The sequence below is a fragment of the Micrococcaceae bacterium Sec5.1 genome (assembly GCA_039636795.1).
Taxonomy (GTDB): Bacteria; Actinomycetota; Actinomycetes; order Actinomycetales; family Micrococcaceae; genus Arthrobacter.
The window spans coordinates 48,504-69,881 of record CP143430.1 but is presented as its reverse complement, the minus strand read 5'-3'; the positions used below and the strand labels follow the sequence as shown (position 1 = coordinate 69,881).

The window sequence follows — 21,378 nt, the reverse complement described above, 5'->3', positions numbered from 1 at the left end:
CGGCACTTGCGTTGGGCGGGAACCATCGTTCGCTGGCCTCCACGACCTTGCATATATGCAGGATCTGCAGAATCCATTGCATTTATGCAAGACGAAGGTCATAATTCCATATATGCAACACCTTGTCCGAGAAGCCATCCACGATTCGTCGCTGACCCGTACCGAATTAGCCCGGAGAGCCGGAGTTTCCCCCTCCACCATCACCCGGATCGAGAAGGGCGACGTCGATCCGACCATCGGAATGGCGACCAGGATACTGGCAGCCGTGGGCCTTCAGTTCATTCCCCGCCTGGAACCACTTTGCGTGCCTCACGCGCTGAAATCCGCCAGGGCAATTCTCGACGACGCATTTACCCCTCCCGCCGACGCTGAAACAAGCTCCACCCTGAAACGCTGGGCGAGCCGGGACGGATCAGCGCGGCCCCGGTCGCTTGCGAGGGAGGCTGGCATCGCCGCACCACCACGGTGCCGGCCAGGAGCCGTGACAGCAAGTTCCGACTGGGGCCTCCTGCGAATCTGCTCTGCGGCAGCCGCCACCCGAAAAGGCTGGGCGGTCAGCGGCGCGCCGGCAGCTGCCCGTATCGGAGCGCACCAAACGCACGGGCCAACCATTCTCTATGTCGAGGAACCCAGACGGATCGGAAACGTCATCCGTCAGCCCGGAGCTACTGCACAAGATGTGATTCTCTTACCTTTGGATGAAAGCAGCCAAGCTGGCGCCTGGAACGATGAAGGCATTGTGTGGGTGGACCCTATCCAAGTCATTTTGGACTGCTACGGCATGCCCGAGACACGGGAGCAGGCCGAGGAACTGACACGGGACTGGGAGGAAGCAAATGACTGAGGGCAGTTGGGGAATCGGATCAAGCCGGTACAAGAAGCGCCCATCGCAGCGGCTTGCCGAGCCGCCCCCAAGCCCGCCGAATGCGACATCCGCTGGCCGACTCGCGGACCTTGGATTCACATGGGATTCCAGCGCGGTGCCTTGGCGAGCGATGCCCACCATGGAAGTGTCGAGAGCCCTTGCGCGTTTCCAGAACCATCTGGCCGGACATGTCTGGGACGCAGCGGCTTTAGAAGGAAATCCATATACGCTTCCCGAAGTTCAGACGCTGCTCGAAGGGGTCACCGTGGGCGGACATAGATTGGACGACGAGAAGCAGGTGCTCGCACTGGCTGATTCGACCAGAATGCTCCATGACCTGGTGCAGGATGGAACGTTCAAGCCCCACAAGAGTGTGTCCGACCGAATCCACGGTCTGGTGGCTCCGCACGAAGCCATCGAGGCAGGGCATTTCCGAGGCGAAGGATCAGTCCGCGGTGGCGGCACAGTCAACCTGGGCGAATACGGCACGTTCAAGTCGACTGGCTGTGAGGACAGCGGGGAAGCGCTCCGTGTCGAGTACGAATTGGGCCTTGCTCACCTTGAAACCATCGAGGACGCTGCTGAACGAGCCGTTGCGTACTTCTGCTTCGGCACCCGCCACCAGTTTTACTTCGACGGGAACAAACGAACGTCCCGGCTCATGATGAATGGGATTTTGTTGAGTTCAGGCCACGACGCAATCTCGATTCCCTTCAGTCGTCGGCTCGAGTTTAACCAGCACCTGATCACTCTCTTCCTGGACGCCAACGCGACCCCGCTGATGGAGTTCATCATCGATTGCCGACCTGAGGACTAACGTCTTAGTAAAGCCGACATGTGGCGTTCGCGTTTGGTTTCAGACGTGGGTCTATATACTCACGACGGCGGCACTTGCGTTTGGGGCTGTTGGCAGTGAGCCACACCGCCCAATAAGCTTCACAAGCACGCCACCACAACATAGCGTGATGCCTGAGAACCCTATGGAGGCACGTATGCGCAAAGTTACCGCCGGCTTGTTCCACTCCGTGGATGGCGTAGTTCAGGACCCGTTCAAGTTCCAGTTCGACAGCTTCGACGACGAGCTGGGCAAGGGACTGACCAAGATGATCAACACTGTGGACACGGTAGTTCTAGGCCGCGTCAGCTACCAGGAGTGGGCCGGATATTGGCCGAATGCTTCGCAAGACGAAGATTTTGCGGCGTTCATCAACCCCGTGGAGAAGTTCGTCGCATCCCGCAGCCTGTCCGAGACCCTCGAATGGGAAAACTCGCACCTCATCGACAGGCCCCTGGAGCAGTTCGTCACTGACCTGAAAGGGCGTGACGGTGGAGAGATCGCAGTCTGCGGCAGCATCTCCGTGGTGCGCCAACTGCTGTTCGCGGGCGTCCTCGATGAACTGACCCTCATGACCCACCCCGTGGTGGCCGGCAGCGGGCGGCGGCTCTTCGAGGACGGCGACCCATTGAGCCGCCTCGTTCTGGAGGATCAGTACGCCACGAGCAAAGGCAACGTGGTGAGCACTTACAGCCGACGCCAGGACTGAAGCGCCCGGGACGAGGGCAGAACTCGGAAGATTTTCACTTTTGGCTACCCAGTTCCAACAGATCCACATCCACGCTCCCTGTACCTGGCTTGGGTGAGCCCCGTTCCTTGCGGCGCCGGGTTGCCCGGTACTCATCCCTGCTTAGGCTGAAGCCGTACCAAGCGATAAATGCCGCAAAGGCCATAAGCCATAGCGCACCCCATCCAGGCCCTTCTCCATGCCACACGGGTGCCAGGAACATCGCGAACGCACCAAGAAATCCCGCGAACCCAAAGGCGGCCAGAATCGCCATCCCCCACCAGGTGCTGACCTGCGTCTGACCCCGCCCGGGTGTAAAGCCGATCTCGTCCGAAGGGTAGCTGTGAAGCTCGCCAGTACTGGTCCTGCGCAGTACCCGCTTCTCGCCTCGCGCAACAGCATCCTTGTGCTCGGCGTACACGGCGTCATCCCGCCGGTCACGCTCTCGGTAATAAACCACGGTGTTGTCCCCCAATGATCAAAAAGTCCAGCCTAGCTGCCGGGCGCACGACGGCGGCACGCACCTCGCGCGGGAGCGGCAGCCAGATCCCTACTTCTTCCCCGCCTTCAAATCAGCGACAGCCTTCGCGATCCGCCGAGCCCGGGTCTCTTCCGTTTTGGCGTCCCCAATCGGTTCCGCGTATCGGCGCTGGGCACTGTAATTCAACGTCCCGTAGAAGGCTTTCGCCTCGGGCTCCGCCTCAAGGGCCGCAGCGAGGTCGTCCGGAACCTCGATTACACGCGGTTGGGTGTCCACTTCCAGATTCACGTCCACGGTGTCGCCTGCGGACGCCCCAGTCAGGTCCCTGTTCGCGGAGCTGACACCCACCATGTACTTCCCACCCATCACCGCGATGCTGCTGCGATAGCTCTGGCCGTTGATGGTTACAACTACTGGGGGCCGCTTGCCGGCATCGAGCGCACTAACAATATCCTCGGGAACCTCAATGCCAGCCTTGTTGCCATCGCCGACGATGGTCGTAGTGAATTTCATGTCCCCAGTATGCCGTCGGCCACCCGTAGACGCATCCGGCCAGCCAGACTACGTTCGTATAAGCAACTATCCAGTGAACCAAGGAGAGCGAACCATGGACGAGCAGGATCTTCTGGAACGGATTCAGTCACTCGTGGAAGAGGAGCACCGCTTGCGGGATGCAGCGGTCGGGGGCGGAATTGAGGACGACGTCGACGGCGACGGCAGCCGCGCCCGCTTGGCCCAGCTTGAGGCTCAACTCGACCAGTGCTGGGACTTGCTCCGCCAGCGGCGGGCCAAGAAGCACGCTGGTGAAAATCCCGACGACGCCGAACCGCGCCCCATCAGCGAGGTCGAAGACTACAGGCAGTAGCCCAGAAGAAGCTACGCCCCCTCCAGCACCTGACTTGTAGCCCACGCAACGTACTTGGCTGCATTGGCAACGGCGTCGGCGACGTCGGGAACACCGTCCTTTCGCTGGGCGACGTCCAACAACTGGGCCGCAGCTACGATCCCGTGTTTGGCCAGATCCTCAGGTGTCACCGTAATTCGGCCTGCCACAGCGACCACGGGTATTCCGTGCACACTTGCGGCATCGGCCAAGGCGATGGGCGCTTTACCGGTGAGCGACTGCTCATCCATGGAACCCTCGCCCGTAATCACGAGGTCCGCCTCGCTAAGGTGCGAAGCCAAGCCGGTCAGCCCGGCGACCAGCGCGAAGCCGCCTTCAAGCGCGGAGTCGGTAAAGGCAAGGAACGACGCCGGGAACCCGCCTGCCGCTCCGGCTCCCGGAACGTTGACGTCCCGGCCCGTGGCTTCCCGAAGGAGCGAGGCCCAGTTACGGAGGCCGGCGTCGAGCTTTTCAACAGCGTCTTCGTCTGCCCCCTTCTGGGGGCCGAAAACATACGCGGCGCCATCCGGGCCGAACAGCGGGTTTTGGACGTCGACGGCGATCCGGAACTTGGCGCGCGAAAGCCGCGGATCCAACTCGGAGATGTCCAGGGCTACGACGTCGGCAAGGAAACCTCCGCCAAGCGGCACCACATTTCCGGCAGCGTCCACGGGCTTGAGCCCCAGCGCACGCAAGGCGCCGCTACCGGCGTCGGACATTGCGGAACCGCCAAGTCCCAACACAATCTCGGTGGCGCCGGCGTCAAGCGCAGCGGCTATGAGCTGTCCGCAGCCGTAGCTGTGGGCGCGCAACGAATTCTCGGGGGTGGGTTCCATGAAGGCCAAACCGGAAGCCTGGGCGGTTTCGATGACGGCCGTGGCACCGCCGAAGGAATCTTTGCGGATGGCCCAGGAAGCTCCCACCGGCTTGAGAATTGGACCCACAACGGCGTGGTTCCGCTCTTCGTAACCAGCGGCGATGGCGGCGTCGAGTGTGCCTTCGCCACCGTCAGCTACCGGAAATTGGGTAGTTATGGCGTCTGGATAGACGCGTAAGGCGCCCTCGGCCATGGCTGATGCGGCTTCCGCGGCGGTCAGGGATCCCTTGAATTTGTCCGGGGCGATGAGGATACGCATGGGTCCATCTTGCCAGCTTTTGCCGGGAAAGCGGTTGCCCATTACGAAGATGGCGTCAGTCGTTCAGCGCCCGAATGGGCGCGCCCTCAAGCCAGGCCTTAACGTCCTCGAAGGCACCGCCATAGAACTGGCGGTAGCTTTCGTGTGTCACGTAGCCGATATGTGGGGAGAGCACGGTTCGCGATGAATGAAGCAAAGCATGCCCAGCCGGCAGGGGCTCCTCATCAAAGACGTCCATGGCAGCGCCACGAATCCAGCCCTCTTGCAATGCACGAATCAACGCTGCCTCATCTACCAGTGGCCCCCGTGCGGTGTTTACGAGCACGCCTTCGGGCCCCAGAAGCCTCAATTCTTCCGAACCGACTATGCCCTCGGTCCGATCGGACAGGCGTAGGTGCAACGTCACCACGTCGGATTCCCGGAACAGCTCCTCCTTGGTGACCTTTCGAGCACCAGCCTCCTCGGCCGCCTCTGCCGTAAGGTTCTGGCTCCAAGCGAGCACATCCATGCCGAAGGCTTTCGCGTAGCCCGCGATCCGCTTCCCTATCTTGCCGAGGCCGACGATTCCGAGCGTCTTGCCTTCGAGTTCAAACCCGACGGCGGTCTGCCAGTCGCCTGCCCGCAGCGAGTTTTCCTCCACAACCAGGTTGCGGGCAAAAGCGAGCAGCAACGCCCAGGTCATCTCCGGTGCCGCTGCCGGTGAACCGCCCGTTCCGCACACCAGGATGCCACGCTCCGACGCTGCCTCAAGGTCAATCGCAGCATTGGCCATGCCCGTGGTCACGAGCAGTTTCAGGTTGGTCAATGACTCAAGCATGCGACGAGGGAAGCGCGTCCGCTCGCGCATCGCCACAATGATGTCGAACGGCGCCAAGGCTGCCACAGCTTGCTCTTCCGAAACAAAGGGTGCGCTGAAAACGCTGACCTTCACGCCGTCGTCGAGCAGTGAATCCCAAGGGGCGTAGTCGCTGGCGACCTGCTGGTAATCATCAATGATGGCCAAGCGGAAACTCGTCACGTCAATCTCCTCGCGCAGCGGCTGGTGTACAAACACCATCTCACGTCACGATTCCGATGCGGCGACCACAGACAATGCGGACACAGACAATTTAGTGCCGTGCGCCGAGCAGGCGGGCCGGTAGATGCACATTTTCCGGCGATGCGCTTGACTGGAAATTGAACCCTTCCCCTTCCGAAGGAGATGCTTTGACAGAGCCCAACATGATGCCGGCACTTCCCAAGCCCGAGCATCCCCGTCCACAACTTGTCCGCGACAACTGGATGAACCTCAACGGAATCTGGGGTTTTGAGATCGACGCCGGCGACTCAGGTTTGGAGCGCGGACTCGCCAAGCGCGAGCTCACCGGTGAGATTCTGGTGCCGTTCGCCCCGGAATCGTCCCTTTCCGGAATTGAGCACGTGGATTTCATGGAAGCTGTTTGGTACCGACGTACGGTGACCATTCCCCACGAGTGGGCCGACCAGAACGTCATCCTGCACTTCGGCGCCGTGGATCACGACGCGACTGTCTGGGTCAACGGCATTGAAGTGGCCCGCCACAGGGGTGGTTTCTCCCCCTTCACCGCCGATCTTGGCGGAGTGGCCGAGCCCGGCACGGAAGCGGTCATCGTTGTCCGGGCCCGCGATTCACGGCACGAAATGCAGGCCCGGGGCAAGCAGGCAACCTGGTACAACAACACTCATTGCCAGTACACCCGCACCACTGGAATTTGGCAGACGGTTTGGATGGAGGCAGTCCCCGAGGTCCACATCAAACGCCTCCGAATGACTCCCAACCTGGCCGACTCAAGCATCACGATTGAAGTTCCGATCAGCCAGAACCGCACGGGGCACACGGTGACCGCTGTCCTCAGCGATAAGGGCGATGTGAGGGTGGAAGCCACGGCCAAAGCCGACTTGGACCTCACGCCAACATTGCGGCTGACCATTCCCGCTGAATCCCTGCGCCCTTGGTGCATTGAGGATCCCTTCCTTTATGACCTTGAGCTGACCTTGCGGGACGCTGCGGGGACTGTGGTTGACCACGTGAGCAGCTACGCAGCCGTTCGCTCCGTTGCCTTGGACGGCAAGGTGGTCCGCCTCAATGGCAAAGCAGTGTTCCAGAGGCTCGTTCTTGATCAGGGCTATTGGCCGGAGTCGCTGATGACCTCGCCGGATGACGCTGCGTTGGTCAAGGACATCGAGCTGGCCATGGCGGCAGGATTCAACGGTGCACGACTCCACCAAAAAGTCTTCGAAGAGCGTTTTCTCTATCACGCAGACAGACTCGGCTACTTGGTCTGGGGCGAGTTCGGCGACTGGGGCGTGTCCGGAGGAGGAACCGTTGGCCACAACCAGAAGCCGACAGCGAGTTTCATAGCCCAATGGCTTGAGGTGTTGCAGCGCGACTTCAACCATCCCTCGATCATCGGATGGTGCCCGCTGAACGAAACACACCAGGTCCTGCACGATCGACTGACGGTATTGGATGACGTCACGCAGGCCATGTTCCTTGCCACCAAACTGGCCGACCCCACCCGACCTGTCATCGATGCATCGGGGTACTCCCACCGCATCCGCGAAACAGACATTTACGATTCCCATTCCTACGAGCAGAATCCGGAGAAGTTCCGGATCGAGCAGCAGGGCCTTTCGGACGGGAAGCCCTTTGTAAACCTGAACCCGCAGGGTGAGGAATACTCCGTTCCTTACGCCGGCCAGCCGTATTTCGTGTCCGAATTCGGCGGCATTTGGTGGAACGAAACGGAGGCGCGCCAAGCGTCAGCAGAAGCGGGCCTCGGAACTGATGTATCGACGTCGTGGGGTTACGGGCAGCGCGTCAGCACCGAGGAGGAGTTCTATGCTCGCTTCGACGCACTATGTGGCGTGCTCCTGGATAACCCGGACATGTTCGGTTACTGCTATACGCAGCTGACGGACGTCTTCCAGGAAAAGAACGGCATCTTCACTTTCGATCGCAGGGACAAGTTCGATCTCGACCGGATCCGCGCTTGCCAGGTCCGTAAGGCAGCCATCGAAGCCCACAACGAATAGAAAAGAATCGCCCAAAGGAAAGGCCAAGGCGCAGCGCCCTGGCCTTTCTTGTGGAATGGATTACGCCGCTCCCGGCCGTTCCGGTCCAGTGGGCCACCGGAGCAGGGCTGCCACATGGACGCCGTCAGGCAAGGCAGCGGAGGGGACCAGCTGAACGCGGGCATCCGTTAGAGCCGCAGCACGCACCATAGCCGCGGGTGCAGGGACCTTTCCTAGAACTTCAGCTCCCAACGCTTCGTCCTCAGAGCTGGCGATCCACGGTTCAGCACCCAGCGCAAGCAGGGTGTGTTCGGAGAGCGCTTGATCATCGAGGATCAGCACATCCACCTGGGCTTGCTGGAGGGCGTGAACCACAGCCCCGTTTCCAGTAGCCGACTCGGGGTTGGCCTGCCCTTCCTGCTCGGCCAAGCGCTCCATCAGCTGCTGTTGTTCCTCTGCCCACTGCTGGGCAACCAAGGAATTAACCTCGTCGTCGAACTTTTGACGGTCGGAACCAGGGGCCAGGGTATGGGCATCCACCATGCGCAGGATGGCCTTGCTCGCCTCGGACAGTTGATCGGCAACGAGTTGCCGCGCCCTGATGTCACCGGCAAGGACCAGCAGGCGGGCTCGTTTTTCCCTCACAACCTTGTCGATTTCATTCACCACCTGATCGGCATTGCGCCGCCAAATCTCCTCAGTGTGATGTTGATACCGGCCCTGTGACCAACCGCCGCTGGGAACTTTTTTGAGATTCTCGTCCGAGCCCTGGACGTGCTGGCTCTCCTCAACAGTCGGCCTGCCGGCCCGATGCAGTCGGATTTCGCCCTCATCGCGGCTGACTTCCGCCACGACATATGGGAACTCGTCCGGCTGGTGCTTCATCAAAGGCAGCAGGTCGGGAATGGAGTCCATGGAAATTCTTTCGGGCCCCGAGAGTGGCCCGGGCAACAGCTCGTTAACCATCACCTGCCCATCCCGCACCAACACAAAGCGGCTAACCGGGGCGGGCAGTCCCTCGGCGGGTTGGATGGCGGATTCCATGGCGGCCAGATCTTCCTTGGACGCTCCCTGACCCGCCAACGCATCCCGCACATTGTCGGGTTGGACGTCCGCGGCTTCCAGGCTGTCCACTGTTCCGGTACTCGCCTCGAGGTAGGCCAAGCACCATGGTCCAGGCTGCCGGTAAAGATCCGCGTACTTTTTCAGTGCTTCACTCACTGGACCCTCCCCCCTCCTCCGCCGCGGCGTCGGCAGCGGTGCCGGAAGCGGTATTTGGGTTTAAGGCCTCCCGGACTTCTCGCGCATCTGTTTCATCAGGGAAGGGCTCGGTCTCCCGACCCTCTTCCACATGGGTTGGCTTGTTCCCCCTGATCATTCCCTCGGTTTCGTGCTGCATCTGGTCATCCAGATGCGATCCGTGCTTTGAGTTTCCTCGCTCAGCCACGGTAATCATCCTTCCGATGTACTCGACTTACGTTCTGGTCGCGACTAACGGCTCACCAACTTAAAGAAGGTGCTGTCCTCGCCGCTGGCCTTTTTTGCTTGGTAGAGGAAAGCCAGCTTGCTCTCCTCGAACTTGTCGAACCATTCGTCCCAACTGATGTGTTCCAGCGAATCTTCGCCAGCTCCGCCGGGGAAATCGATACGCAGGATACCCACGTCGTTCTTGTCGCCGGTCTTTTTGACGCTGGCCGGTTTACCGTCGTTGCTTTCAACCCACTTGCGAATCTCGTCGTGATCCGTGGTGGTGTGAGATTCCGAAGCCATGTCAGATTTTCCTTCCTTCCGATGCCGGCACGTGGTTGGCGAGCCATGTGCCAACGAAGAGTACGGATACTTCGACCCTAATCCGAGCCTACCCAAAATAGAAAGGGTACTGAGTAAGTTCCCACCGAGATGGCATTTGAACCCCATGTTCCGAAGCGGAATCGGTATTAAATGCCATCTCGGTGGGAACAAAATGGGGCTAGACCCACTGCCCGCGGCGCACCAGGACGTCCTTCAGCAGGTCCAGCCGGTCGGACACAATGCCGTCCACGCCCAGGTCCAATAGACGCACCATTTCAGCGGGCTCGTTGATAGTCCAGACGTGAACTTGGATGCCCAAGCGATGGGCACGACGAACAAAACGCGGAGTCACCACGGGGAATCGACCGTAGCGGGCCGGCACTTGGAAAGCATCGACGCCGCTCAGCACCTTGCGGGCCAAGCCCGCCGGCAGCACGGGTCCAAGAAGTACGAAAAGCGCTGTCAGGGTGCTGCCAGCCGAAGAAGCCGTACGCTGGCTGAGGAGTTTCAAGACAGCACGACGACGCCGGTCAGAGAAACTCGTAACCAACACCCGGCGATGGATGCCGTGCTTCTCGATAGCCTCGGCCATCGGTTTTACGGAATTCCAGTCCTTCACGTCCAGGTTCAGCCTGGCATCGGGGAAAGCTGCCACAAGTTCGTCGAAAGTCGGCACTGGTTCCACTCCGCCGATGCGGGCCTTAGCTACCTCGGCTGCCTCTAGTTCAGCGATCCTCCCGGAGGAATCCGTGACCCGCTCCAAGGAAGAGTCGTGGAAAACGAGCAGGACGCCATCTGAGGTGGTGTGAACGTCCGTTTCAAGGTGCAGGGTGCCCAGCTCAATGGCGGCACGGAAAGCAACCATGGAGTTCTCCAAGCCATTCATGGAGAATCCGCGATGAGCCAACGCCAGTGGGCCCACAGTGCCGTCCTTGCGGAGGAAATATGGCAGCGTCACATCCGAAGCGTAGCCCATGGCGCATAGGCGCCTACGACTCCTCTGTGACCATCGCCTTCTCCAGGGGGACCACCGCCACGTCATCGCTGATGTGCACGAGCGTGCGTCCGCGACCGCCGTCGAGCTCCACCCAAACTGCCGTTGCATCACCGGTAACGGCGTCCACTATGCCAGCCGATTCGTACCCCGGAGTTAGTGCCACACTCACGCGGTCCCCCTCGCGAAGCGACCTCCAGTGGTGATCCGGTTCGATCCGCCGCAACGGAGCGGTGTTGAAGTCGTTGATCCTGCGCTTGGCCATGATTCCCCTACATCCAACAAGCTAAACGGGTCTGTGGCTGAAAGCCTACGGGCGCAAGTTGAACGCGGGTTGTATGGAGACTGGGAAGTTGGTGACAGCTTTGCGCACGTCACGGCTGCCAAACTAGTTGCATGACTGTGTTGATTGCCGGGTGCGGCGACCTTGGAACCGAAGCCGGACTGCGTTTCGCAGCGCTGGGCCATGAGGTGATCGGTCTCCGCCGTTCTCCGGAAAAGCTCCCCGCGGGGATTCGGGGCATGCGCGCGGACCTCTCACGTGAAGTCCCAGTCGTCCCAGGAGATGTGAACATTGTTGTGGTCGCTGTAGCCGCCGATTCCTCCACCGAGGAGGCATACCGGACAGCGTATATAAAAGGCTTGCAAAATGTTCTGGACGCCTTGGAACGCGATTCTGTCGAACCGGCCCGCATGCTATTCGTCTCCTCCACAGCCGTATATATGGACTCCGACGGAGGGGCGGTGGACGAAACCACACCCACCGAGCCCACGCGTTTCAGCGGCAAAGTGCTGGTGGAGGCTGAACATCTGTTCCTTGCCCGCACCCGGGGTACCAGAACCCAACCCATCATCCTGCGGCTCGGCGGCATTTACGGTCCGGGGCGAACCCGACTGATCGACCAAGTCCGGTCAGGGCAAGCCGTGATTCCAGCACGCCCCCGGCACACCAACCGTGTGCACAGGGACGACGCCGCGGCCATGATCGTCCACCTCACCACCATGGATCAGGACCCGGATCCGGTCTACGTAGGTGTAGACGACCATGCGGCCGAGATGGGTGACGTCATGCGGTTTCTTGCCTTGGAAATGGGTAGCCCTGAACCACCGACGGCGTTGGAAGACGCCCCCGCCGGCCCTGGCGACAAACGCTGCTCCAACCAAAGGCTGCGCGGGACTGGCTTCGAGTTCGCCTTCTCCTCATACGTGGAGGGCTACCGAGCAGTGCTGGCAGGTAGCGGCGTCCGTCATCCGTGAAACTTCAAGGTACAAGATCGAGCTTGCAGTCGCTGTGCCGAGCCTATTTTGCGGTGCAGGCAGCCGCCGGTCTTTCGTGGTGGATCGCCGTCTTCCTGTCGCCCTTGGTGCGGGAAGCCACACTAGGTAGCCTTGAGCCCGTCGCCGTTGCTGCCTTTGACATTCCCCTTTTCGTCATTGCCTCCGCCCTTGGAGCAATGGGCGTGAGGGCCGCCGCCATTGTCGCCACTGCTTGGACAGGAATTGTAGCGGCCGCCCTCGGGGTCTACGCCACGGTGACAACTGAAGCAGGTTTGGGCGTTTTGATGATGATTGCCGCCGCCGTTTGTTCCCTGGCCGCCCTCAGCATCGTCGTCCTGGGCGGGATTCCCACGGCTTGGATCATCCAAGGGCCCTTCGCTTTCCGTTCAGCCGCTGGCCGTCGTACGACAACAAACGTGGGAGCAACGATCGGCCAAATGATCCTCTTCTGGGGATTCTTCCTGGATGTGATCCCCTCGGCCCTGACGTTCCTCGAACAGCGATGGGAAGTGTCCCTGCCATTTCCGCCAATGGCAGCCCCGGCCGGAGCGCTGCTTCTGATGCTCGCAAGCGCGCTGGGCGTCGCCTCCGCCGTGACGATGTCCTGGCTCGGAGCTGGCACGCCCTTGCCCTCAGCCATGCCGAACCGCTTGGTCATCGCCGGGACCGTACCGCTGGATTCGTAACCCCATGGCTGTTGCGGGCATTACCCAAGGTGCCGCGGTCGGCCTCATTCTCGGGTCTTGGCTTGTTGTTGCCTACGCGGTTCTCGGCTCACTGCTGTGGAACTATGCCGTGCGGCCGCTGGAGGAAGCCGATCTCGAAGAGCGTTTTGGTGCAGAATTCATCAGCTACCGAGAGTCGGTGAGCTGCTGGATCCCCCGTGTGGGACGGGGTTAGACCGTTTGCTCCGTCAATTTCGCCTCGAGGATCTGGGCCACGCCGTCGTCGTCGAAGTGCGGTGCCTGCTGCCCCGCAGCGAGGATGGCTTCCGGGTGGCCGCTTGCCATGGCGTAGCCGTGGCCGGCCCAGCGGAGCATCTCGATGTCGTTGGGCATATCCCCGAATGCCACAACGTCGGCGGCCTCGATACCCAGCGACTCGGCGTACTTGGCGAGGGTGACGGCCTTGTTGATGCCGGGCACGGACATCTCAAGCATCGCCGTGCGCGGCGCCGAGTGCGTGGTGCTGACCAGATGGGCAACAGCGGGCTGAACTTCGGCAAGGAATTCGTCCGGGGTGCCCTTACGGGTTATCGCCAGGAACTTCACGACGGCGTCATCCGCCGTTAGCGTCTGATCCAGCGGTGCGGGAGTGAACTCCGCGAGGAGCTCACTGGTTTCATTCTCGAGAAAGCCCGGCTCCAGTTGGAAACCAGTCAGAGTTTCCACTGCGAACAACGCATCCGGCCGCAGGGACTTGATGATTCGGCGCGCTTCGAAAATGGATTTGATATCCAAGGTGCAAGAAGAAATGGGCTTCTCCGTTTCGAGATCCCACACCACTGCGCCGTTGGAACAGATCACGATTCCGCTGTGGCCGAGCTGCTCCTGGAGCGGGTACAACCACCGCGGCGGGCGGCCCGTGACGAACACAAGCTCCACCCCGGCATCCCGGCATGCTTTGAAGGCCTTGACGGTCCGATCACTGATCTTGCCGTCATGACCGAGAATGGTGCCGTCAATATCACTTGCTACGAGCCGCATCATGTCAGTCTACGTGGCTGTTGAGAACCCAAAGGCCGCCACTAACGCTCGAACATACCCGTGATGGTTCCGCGCGCCAAGGTGTGCGAAGGAAGGGCTGAAGCAAGTATGCGTGCTTCGGAATCCTTTTCGATGCCCAGGTCCTCCACGTCCAGCGCATGTACGGCCACTATGTACCGATGCGGTCCATGCCCTCTGGGCGGGGCCGCCCCAAGGTAGCCGGTGCGGCCGCCGTCGTTCTTTAACTGGAACGCGCCGGCGGGCAACGCGTGACCGTTTGGGCCACCCGCGCCGGCCGGAAGGCTTGATACTTCAGGAGGAATATTAAGTACCGCCCAATGCCAGTAGCCCCCGGGACCGGGAGCATCCGGGTCCCACATAGTGACCGCGAAACTCCTTGTTCCTTCCGGAGCTCCGCTCCAGCTCAGCTGAGGAGAAATGTCTTGGCCGCCCGCACCCAGAATCCCGCTCCGTTGATCGGGACCGAGAGTATCGCCGCCGCTGAATGACTCGCTCGCAACCTGTAATTCCGGCGCGGGCGTCCCAGTATAAGGATCGTGGTCTTTCATGGCGCACCTCCTCTTGGCCGGACTTCGCCGGCAACAGTTTTAGCTTGCAACAGCCCTATGGTTCAGCTCGGCCCGCGTCGGCGGATTGGCGCCAGCCCGTGACACCGTGACTGCGGCAGCACGCGTCGCGTGGTCCATGATGGCGGCAAGGGTCTCAGCCGGCATGGCTCGGAGTGCTCCGCGGTTTTGCGCACCGTCAAGCCCGCGATCAACTATCGCTGACAGCAGCCCCGCCATGAACGAATCGCCGGCACCAACGGTATCCACCACCGTCACGGAAGGTGCGGGGACCTGGGTCTCGCCGATGGCTGTGATTCCCCACGGGCCCCGCGCACCCCGCGTGACCACCACCAATGCAGGTCCTTCCGTGCCGCCCAGAGACAACCAGCGGCGTGCCGACTCCAGCGGATCAGCTCCCGGATACAGCCATTCGAGATCTTCGTCAGAAGCCTTCACCACGTCGGAGAGCACTACGAAGCGTTCGGCCTGCCTCCGTGCGTACTCGCGGTCAGTAATGATGCTGGGACGGCAGTTGGGATCGAAGCTGATAGTGCTGCTCGGGTGGGCATGCTCGACGGCGGCAAGCACGTCCGCGGCACCAGGCTCCAAAGCGGTGGCTATCGAACCCGTATGCAGCAAAGTGGCCCCTTGCAGCATGAGCGGCAACCGCCCCCCGAGGCCCGGCAAATCCCAGGTGAGATCGAAGGTGTAGGTGGCGGCGCCGTCATCGTCGATCACTGCCGTGGCTACGCTGGTGGGTTTGCCGTCGGGCGGAAGAGGGACCATCACGGAACTGGACCGGAGATGCGCCGCGACGGAATCACCGTACGCGTCCTGGCCAAACCGCCCAATGAACTGCACGGGATGATCCAAGCGCGCCAAGCCAACGGCGACGTTGAGTGGGCTTCCGCCAACGTGCGCCTCGATTCCGCTGGGGCGCTGCACAACGTCAACCAAGGCCTCGCCAATCACAGTCAGCATGGGACCACTCTGCCAGAGGAAGGGCGGGCGCTACCAGTGGTTCAGGAGAGCAGGCGTTGTACCAATTCGCGGCATTTCTTGTAGGCCACGGCCTTTGGATCGATGAGATCGAAGTGATCCCCGGGGACACGCAGCAATTGCGCTGCGCTGCCGGCTGCGGTTGCCGCTGCGACATAGGCCTCGGACTGGCTGGCTGGAACGTCTTCGTCGTCGGTGGCATGGACGGCGAAAACTGGAACATCAATGGGCAGTGAACTCATGGGATCTGCGTATTTATGCCTTTTGGGGTATCTAGCTGAATCGCCACCCATTAGGTTGCAGACGGCACCGTTACTGAGGTTCAGCTTTTCGGCCGCGGCCAGGTTCAGTAGGCCGGACTGGCTGACAACGCCGGTCAGGTGCACGGCGTTATCTTCAGATCCACGCACGAGTTGGCGGTCGGCGTCGGGCGTTCCGATGGCCGAGAGGCGCTGCCGTCCGGCCGCCCACACAGCCAAGTGACCTCCGGCCGAGTGCCCCAAAGCGACTACCTTGCCAAGGTGGAGCTCGTGCTGTCCGGCGATTTCGGCGAGATGGTCAATGCCGGCCAGAATGTCTTCGAACGTATGGGGCCAACCACCGCCGTTGCCGGCCCGCCGGTATTCAAGGTTCCAGGCCGTTATTCCATGCGCCGCGAGGTCCCGGGCCAAGGGCTCGCCGAGCTCGGCGCCGTACTGCGAGCGCCAGTAGCCGCCGTGGATCACAACCGCGACGCCACCCGCGACGGCTGACGCGCCGCGATGGTTTCCGTTGTTCGGTTCAGGTATGAAGAGTTCGCCCCATTGACTGGGGTGTTCGCCGTAGCTGTACTTGTGCCGCAACATTGCGCCCTCCTTTGTACCGAGCCTATCGTGACGTCCCGCAACTTTGGCTAGGGCACCCCGACGGCGGGTGGCCCGCGCCAGTGTCGGACCCGCCCCGTAAGCTGGGGGCATGGCAAGCAATTGGGACAGCCTGGACCAGGACCAGCGCGATGCAGTGGATGCGAACGTGGCGCTCTATGAGCGCGTTCGCCCTGCCCTGAAGCGGGTCACACGGGATGTGCTGCTCACCCTCAGGGACATGCTCAACGACGCCGAGGTCACTCCCCTGTTTGTCACCGGACGAACCAAGACAGTGGAGTCGTTCCGCGAAAAAATCTCACGGACTGATGATCCTTTGGAGCCGGGCGGCCCGCGGGTCCTCAAATTCCCGGACCCTTTCCGCACCTTGAATGACATGGTCGGCATCCGCGTCATCACCAAACTGCCCGCCGAGAACGCAGCCGTAGCCAACATCATCAAGCGCCAGCGCCAGCTCTTCGATTGCCGCGGAGACCGCGAGAAGGACATCGGTTCCATCGAATCGGGTACTTACGGATACTCCAGCCGGCACCTCATCCTGCGCACCATCCAGAACGAGGCCGTCAAGGAGTATCAGCACGTCTTCAACCCGGACATGCCGGCCAACGGCAGCTACTTCTTCGAGTGCCAGATCCGCACGGTTTTTGCGCACGCCTGGAGCGAGATCGAGCATGATATCCGCTTCAAGGCGGAGGATCCGCGCGCCTGGACTCCGCATTTCGATCGCCAGTTCACCGCCACTGCGGCCATGCTGGAAACCGTGGAGAGCGCCTTCGCTGACCTCCACGAGCGCTACGAAGAGGTCAGAAGCTATTGGGACCTGCACGGCGAGGGTGCTTCCCCGCTGACTCCCAACCGGGTTCGGGACGTCTGGCGTACGCTCCTTCCCCACGTTGACCGTAAAGTTGATGACGACTGGGGGTGGGCTGCCGAACTCCTTGCGGCCCACGGACTCACCAAAACCGTGGAACTCGCGGGGCTCTTGAGTGCCAACCGGATCACAGAGGTCCGCAAAGCCCTGGATCACCGCTACTCCCCGGGCCCCGACCGCCTCCTGGATGACCTCCTGCTGTGGCAGTACGGAACCGAACATATTGACCTCACCGCTGAGGCGTCCGACGTCGTCCCGCACCCGCGGCGCGACAGCCTCCAGCGGCGTCTAAAGCAGATTGAGCGTTACCGCCAGACTGCACTGTAAGGACGCCATGACTCCCGAGCAACTCATGTCACTGCGGGTGACTTTCCGCTCGCCCCGCCGCCTGCTGACGGAATCCCTGGCTGGACTGGTAGTTGCACTGGCGCTCATTCCGGAGGCCATTGCTTTTTCGGTGATCGCGGGGGTGGATCCCCGGATTGGTCTGTTCGCTTCCTTCACCATGGGCGTGGTGACTGCTCTCGTGGGTGGTCGTCCAGCCATGATCTCTGCAGCGACAGGGGCTGTGGCATTGGTCATCGCTCCCGTGATGAAGGAGCACGGACTCGACTACCTGATCGCCACGATCATCCTGGCAGGTGTCTTCCAGATCATCCTGGCTGTCCTCGGTGTCACGCGACTCATGCGCTTCATTCCGCGGTCGGTGATGATCGGCTTCGTGAACGCACTGGCAATTTTGGTGTTCATCTCCCAGATGCCCGAGCTCTTCAATGTCCCATGGATGGTCTATCCAATTGTTGCCGTGGGACTCGCCATGGTCTTTGGGCTACCCCGCCTGACCACGGCCATTCCTGCGCCGCTCGTGGCGATCGTGGTCATTACCCTGGTTACCGTTCTGGGGCATATCGATGTTCCCACGGTCAGTGACAAAGGCGAGCTCCCCCACAGCCTGCCGGGGTTCTTCCTGCCGAATGTCCCGCTGAACCTGGAGACGTTCCAGATCATTGCGCCCTTCGCATTGTCCATGGCCCTCGTTGGCCTGCTGGAATCACTCCTGACAGCCAAGCTCGTGGACGACATCACGGACACGCGGTCCAACAAGACACGGGTCTCCTGGGGTCAGGGGGTGGCCAACATTGTCACAGGATTCCTCGGGGGCTTGGGTGGCTGTGCCGTGATCGGACAGACCATGATCAACGTCAAGGGATCGGGCGCACGGAGCCGGCTCTCAACGTTCTTGGCGGGCGTGTTCCTGCTGATCCTGGTGGTAGTCCTTGGGGACGTTGTGGGCATGATTCCCATGGCGGCGCTTGTTGCCGTGATGATCTTCGTTTCCCTGATCACCTTCAACTGGCACTCTGTTCGGCCGTCCACCTTGAAGCGGCTACCCAAGTCAGAGACCGCCGTCATGCTGATCACTGTGGCCGCTGTTGTGGCAACACATAACCTGGCGGTGGGTGTCGGCGTCGGCGTTTTGACCGCGATGGTGCTGTTTGCGCGGCGTGTAGCCCACTTCGCCACCGTAGAGCGGACCGAACTGGAGCTCAACGGTGAGACGGTGGCAACGTACACGGTGGATGGCGAGCTCTTCTTCGCGTCGTCAAATGATCTGTACACACAGTTCGACTATGCAAAGGATTCCTCGGAAGGAATAGATCGCGTGGTCATCGATCTCCATAACTCGCACCTTTGGGATGCATCCACTATTGCTGTGCTGGACTCCGTCACTGAGAAGTACCGCAACCACGGGCGTGAGGTGGAGTTCATCGGGCTCAACGAAGCCAGTATCCACATGCGTGAGCGGCTCGCGGGGAAGCTGAACGGCTAATCCCAGCTAAGTAGCAGGTAAGCCCGTTATGAGCCCTCAAAACGGGCTTAACTGCTACTTAGTTGGGTGCGAAACAACGGTCATCTGACATATATGCCGTACTCGAAGTAACGAACTCGGTCATGCCCGCGGACCAATGTGAGCATGGATAAATGCTTGAGGCAACGAATTCCCAGACCGAAACTTCGTCCCCTGCGCCCGTCAACGCGGCCCTCGCCGCAGAGGCCAAGATCGCGCGGATAGCCGTGACGGTTTTCCCGCTCCTGGTTGTGGTGGCTGGCGTCCTCGGGTTCCTCCTTCCGGAAGCGTTCAAGCCCATGGGCGTCGCTGTTCCCTATCTGCTGGGCGTCATCATGTTCTGCATGGGCCTCACGCTTACGCCGCCTGACTTCGCTTCTGTGGCGCGACGGCCGTGGGCTGTGGCACTCGGCATCGTGGCGCACTACGTGATCATGCCTGGGGCAGGCTGGTTGATCGCTGTCTTGCTTCAACTACCGCCCGAGCTCGCTGTCGGCCTGATTCTTGTGGGCTGCGCACCGTCCGGTACGGCGTCCAACGTGATGGCCTTCCTGGCCAAGGGTGACGTGGCCTTGTCGGTCGCTGTTGCCTCGGTTTCCACGTTGATCGCTCCCATCGTCACGCCTGCACTTACGCTCCTGCTGGCCGGTTCGTTCCTGCACATTGATGCTGGCGCCATGGTGCTGGATATCGTGAAGACCGTGTTGCTTCCGGTCATCGCAGGCCTGCTCGCTCGACTCTTCCTGTCCAAGCTCGTCGCCAAGGTGCTTCCGGCACTTCCGTGGGCGTCCGCCGTCGTGATTTCACTGATCGTGGCGATCGTCGTGGCTGGCAGCGCCAGCAAGATCGTCGCAGCCGGCGCCATCGTGTTCCTGGCCGTCGTCCTCCACAATGGCTTTGGGCTGGGCCTGGGCTACCTGGCTGGGAAGCTCGGTCGTCTGGATGACAAGGCCCGCCGCGCCCTGGCCTTCGAAGTGGGCATGCAGAACTCCGGTCTGGCCGCGACCCTTGCCACGGCGCACTTCAGTCCGCTGGCTGCGCTGCCCTCTGCCGTCTTCTCCCTGTGGCACAACATCTCCGGCGCGATTGTCGCGGCCTGGCTGGCTCGCCGACCACTGAAGGACTAGCGTCCCAAGGCTCCAGCTAAGACTGCTTCAACCAGTTGGACGCCTCTTGACGCAATTAGTTGTGAACGTTAACAATTGCGGGAGCCGATAAGTTACCAAGTGGGAAGATCATGCAATGAAGAACTGGGCAGGAAACCTCGAGTACTCGTCCGCCGAAGTCCAGAGGCCCACGTCCGTGGACCAGCTGCGGGAGCTTGTTGCCAACGCGTCGCGGATCAAGGCCCTCGGTTCCCGCCACTCGTTCAACAACGTCGCAGACACCGATGGCATCCACCTTCTCCTGGATGCCTTGCCCCAGGAAATCTCACTTGATCCCTCAAAGGGCACCGTCAAGGTCAGCGGCGGCATCAGCTATGGCGCACTATGCCGGGCAGTTGAGGAACAGGGTTATGCCATCCACAACCTCGCCTCGCTCCCCCACATCTCGGTAGCGGGAGCCATCCAAACCGGGACGCACGGCAGTGGTGTCGGCAATCCCTCCCTGGCTGGCGCCGTCGAAAGCATTAATCTGGTGCGTGCAAACGGCGAGCTAGTGACGCTTACGCCGGACGACGACGAGTTCCTCGCCAGCGTTGTGGGACTCGGCGCCCTTGGGATCGTCACAGGACTGGAATTGGCCGTCCGGCCGAGCTATCAGATGCGGCAGCGTGTGCTCACGGGACTTCCATGGGAGCGGGCCCTGTCTGACTTCGCAAACATCGCATCTGCCGCGTACAGCGTCAGCTTCTTCACCAATTACACCGGCGAGTCCATCCCGCAGGTCTGGCTCAAGGCGCTGGACACCGAAGCTCCGTTGCCGGACCTGTTCGGAGCAACCGCAGCCACGACGGCGATGCATCCTTTGCCGGACATGTCTGCGGAGAACTGCACGGGGCAGCTGGACGAGCCCGGCAAATGGCTGGACCGCCTGCCGCATTTCCGCCACGAATTCACACCAAGCAACGGTGAGGAGCTGCAGAGCGAATTCCTGCTGCCATTGGAGCACGCACCCGCAGCGCTTGAAGCTGTCCGAGAGCTGGCGGACAAGCTGGCACCCCTGCTGTTCATCTCCGAAATCCGGACAGTAGCCGCTGATGAGTTCTGGCTCAGCCCGTTCTATCGGCAGCAAAGCGTCGCCCTTCACTTCACGTGGAAGCCACTGCAAGCCCAGGTGGAAGCGGTACTGCCGGAACTGGAGGAAGCACTGCGTCCCTTCGGCGCGAGGCCGCACTGGGGCAAGCTCTTCACGCCAAGCCTGTACGACTTCGCCGCTCTCTATCCGCGCTTCGAGGACTTCTGCAGCCTCGCCGTCACCAAGGACCCTTCGGGCAAGTTCCGGAATGACCTGCTGGAAAGTGTGCTGGGCATCTCTGCGGCGACGCACGCCTAGAA

Annotated in this window: 23 protein-coding genes and 1 pseudogene; 11 read left to right on the top strand and 13 right to left on the bottom strand. The window is 61.3% G+C overall.

What is annotated here, in order from left to right; translation table 11 throughout:
• Window positions 1-112: 112 nt before the first annotated feature.
• The 3 genes from VUN82_00355 to VUN82_00345 all read left to right on the top strand — a co-directional run bounded on the left by VUN82_00355 (window position 113) and on the right by VUN82_00345 (window position 2,409).
• A complete protein-coding gene (locus VUN82_00355) occupies window positions 113-844 on the top strand; it encodes a helix-turn-helix transcriptional regulator (GenBank protein ID XAS72346.1) in 732 nt (243 codons plus the stop codon).
• Window positions 837-1,682, top strand: a complete 846-nt coding sequence (locus VUN82_00350) for a hypothetical protein (GenBank protein ID XAS72345.1) — start codon at window positions 837-839, stop codon at window positions 1,680-1,682. The genes VUN82_00355 and VUN82_00350 overlap by 8 nt, the downstream gene beginning before the upstream one ends.
• 175 nt (window positions 1,683-1,857) lie before the next feature.
• Window positions 1,858-2,409, top strand: coding sequence for a dihydrofolate reductase family protein (locus VUN82_00345; GenBank protein ID XAS74793.1), 552 nt, complete (start codon window positions 1,858-1,860; stop codon window positions 2,407-2,409).
• Between the two features lie 34 nt (window positions 2,410-2,443).
• Here VUN82_00345 and VUN82_00340 read toward each other — a convergent pair whose 3' ends face one another.
• The gene (locus VUN82_00340) at window positions 2,444-2,887 is read right to left on the bottom strand and encodes a hypothetical protein (protein ID XAS72344.1); all 444 of its coding nucleotides are present in this window, start codon (window positions 2,885-2,887) and stop codon (window positions 2,444-2,446) included.
• A 90-nt stretch (window positions 2,888-2,977) separates the two neighbouring features.
• On the bottom strand, window positions 2,978-3,421 hold the full coding sequence (locus VUN82_00335) for a YdeI/OmpD-associated family protein (protein XAS72343.1): 444 nt from the start codon (window positions 3,419-3,421) through the stop codon (window positions 2,978-2,980).
• A 94-nt stretch (window positions 3,422-3,515) separates the two neighbouring features.
• Here VUN82_00335 and VUN82_00330 point away from each other — a divergent pair, with 94 nt between their 5' ends.
• Window positions 3,516-3,773 (top strand): DUF2630 family protein, encoded by a 258-nt coding sequence (locus VUN82_00330; GenBank protein XAS72342.1) that lies wholly within the window; start codon window positions 3,516-3,518, stop codon window positions 3,771-3,773.
• An 11-nt stretch (window positions 3,774-3,784) separates the two neighbouring features.
• Here the strand turns inward: VUN82_00330 and VUN82_00325 are convergent, their stop codons facing one another.
• The gene (locus tag VUN82_00325; GenBank protein XAS72341.1) at window positions 3,785-4,927 is read right to left on the bottom strand and encodes a glycerate kinase; all 1,143 of its coding nucleotides are present in this window, start codon (window positions 4,925-4,927) and stop codon (window positions 3,785-3,787) included.
• A 55-nt stretch (window positions 4,928-4,982) separates the two neighbouring features.
• Complete coding sequence (locus tag VUN82_00320; GenBank protein XAS72340.1) at window positions 4,983-5,945, bottom strand: D-2-hydroxyacid dehydrogenase family protein; 963 nt, start codon at window positions 5,943-5,945, stop codon at window positions 4,983-4,985.
• 203 nt (window positions 5,946-6,148) lie between these two features.
• On the opposite strand from VUN82_00320, the gene VUN82_00315 reads away from it, so the two are divergent.
• On the top strand, window positions 6,149-7,981 hold the full coding sequence (locus tag VUN82_00315; protein XAS74792.1) for a sugar-binding domain-containing protein: 1,833 nt from the start codon (window positions 6,149-6,151) through the stop codon (window positions 7,979-7,981).
• 60 nt (window positions 7,982-8,041) lie between these two features.
• Here the strand turns inward: VUN82_00315 and VUN82_00310 are convergent, their stop codons facing one another.
• The 5 genes from VUN82_00310 to VUN82_00290 form a co-directional block, all read right to left on the bottom strand.
• On the bottom strand, window positions 8,042-9,181 hold the full coding sequence (locus tag VUN82_00310) for a Vms1/Ankzf1 family peptidyl-tRNA hydrolase (protein XAS72339.1): 1,140 nt from the start codon (window positions 9,179-9,181) through the stop codon (window positions 8,042-8,044).
• The gene (locus VUN82_00305; GenBank protein XAS72338.1) at window positions 9,174-9,407 is read right to left on the bottom strand and encodes a hypothetical protein; all 234 of its coding nucleotides are present in this window, start codon (window positions 9,405-9,407) and stop codon (window positions 9,174-9,176) included. The genes VUN82_00310 and VUN82_00305 overlap by 8 nt, the downstream gene beginning before the upstream one ends.
• Window positions 9,408-9,451: 44 nt before the next feature.
• The gene (locus VUN82_00300) at window positions 9,452-9,730 is read right to left on the bottom strand and encodes a hypothetical protein (GenBank protein XAS72337.1); all 279 of its coding nucleotides are present in this window, start codon (window positions 9,728-9,730) and stop codon (window positions 9,452-9,454) included.
• Window positions 9,731-9,929: 199 nt separating this feature from the next.
• Window positions 9,930-10,727: a glycerophosphodiester phosphodiesterase gene (locus tag VUN82_00295; protein ID XAS72336.1), complete on the bottom strand. Its 798-nt coding sequence runs from the start codon at window positions 10,725-10,727 to the stop codon at window positions 9,930-9,932.
• Between the two features lie 13 nt (window positions 10,728-10,740).
• Window positions 10,741-11,010 carry a hypothetical protein gene (locus VUN82_00290; GenBank protein XAS72335.1) on the bottom strand — a complete coding sequence of 90 codons (270 nt, stop codon included), beginning with the start codon at window positions 11,008-11,010 and terminating at the stop codon, window positions 10,741-10,743.
• 131 nt (window positions 11,011-11,141) lie between these two features.
• On the opposite strand from VUN82_00290, the gene VUN82_00285 reads away from it, so the two are divergent.
• Window positions 11,142-12,002 carry an NAD-dependent epimerase/dehydratase family protein gene (locus tag VUN82_00285; protein XAS72334.1) on the top strand — a complete coding sequence of 287 codons (861 nt, stop codon included), beginning with the start codon at window positions 11,142-11,144 and terminating at the stop codon, window positions 12,000-12,002.
• A gap of 53 nt (window positions 12,003-12,055) precedes the next feature.
• Window positions 12,056-12,923 (top strand): annotated as a pseudogene (locus VUN82_00280) (isoprenylcysteine carboxylmethyltransferase family protein).
• Here VUN82_00280 and VUN82_00275 read toward each other — a convergent pair.
• From VUN82_00275 to VUN82_00260, 4 genes are read right to left on the bottom strand one after another with little or no spacing between them, the layout of a single operon-like run.
• Window positions 12,920-13,729 carry an HAD family hydrolase gene (locus VUN82_00275; GenBank protein XAS74791.1) on the bottom strand — a complete coding sequence of 270 codons (810 nt, stop codon included), beginning with the start codon at window positions 13,727-13,729 and terminating at the stop codon, window positions 12,920-12,922. The pseudogene VUN82_00280 and the gene VUN82_00275 overlap by 4 nt on opposite strands.
• Window positions 13,730-13,770: 41 nt before the next feature.
• Window positions 13,771-14,298, bottom strand: a complete 528-nt coding sequence (locus VUN82_00270; GenBank protein ID XAS72333.1) for a YbhB/YbcL family Raf kinase inhibitor-like protein — start codon at window positions 14,296-14,298, stop codon at window positions 13,771-13,773.
• Window positions 14,299-14,337: 39 nt separating this feature from the next.
• Window positions 14,338-15,279 carry a carbohydrate kinase gene (locus VUN82_00265; GenBank protein XAS72332.1) on the bottom strand — a complete coding sequence of 314 codons (942 nt, stop codon included), beginning with the start codon at window positions 15,277-15,279 and terminating at the stop codon, window positions 14,338-14,340.
• A 41-nt stretch (window positions 15,280-15,320) separates the two neighbouring features.
• Complete coding sequence (locus VUN82_00260; GenBank protein ID XAS72331.1) at window positions 15,321-16,142, bottom strand: alpha/beta hydrolase; 822 nt, start codon at window positions 16,140-16,142, stop codon at window positions 15,321-15,323.
• Between the two features lie 109 nt (window positions 16,143-16,251).
• Between VUN82_00260 and VUN82_00255 the strand changes: the two genes are divergently transcribed.
• From VUN82_00255 to VUN82_00240, 4 genes are all read left to right on the top strand, one after another.
• On the top strand, window positions 16,252-17,358 hold the full coding sequence (locus VUN82_00255; GenBank protein ID XAS72330.1) for a RelA/SpoT domain-containing protein: 1,107 nt from the start codon (window positions 16,252-16,254) through the stop codon (window positions 17,356-17,358).
• A gap of 7 nt (window positions 17,359-17,365) precedes the next feature.
• A complete protein-coding gene (locus VUN82_00250) occupies window positions 17,366-18,862 on the top strand; it encodes a SulP family inorganic anion transporter (GenBank protein XAS72329.1) in 1,497 nt (498 codons plus the stop codon).
• A gap of 152 nt (window positions 18,863-19,014) precedes the next feature.
• Window positions 19,015-20,007 (top strand): bile acid:sodium symporter family protein, encoded by a 993-nt coding sequence (locus VUN82_00245; protein ID XAS72328.1) that lies wholly within the window; start codon window positions 19,015-19,017, stop codon window positions 20,005-20,007.
• A 115-nt stretch (window positions 20,008-20,122) separates the two neighbouring features.
• A complete protein-coding gene (locus VUN82_00240) occupies window positions 20,123-21,376 on the top strand; it encodes a D-arabinono-1,4-lactone oxidase (GenBank protein ID XAS72327.1) in 1,254 nt (417 codons plus the stop codon).
• Window positions 21,377-21,378 lie beyond the last annotated feature (2 nt).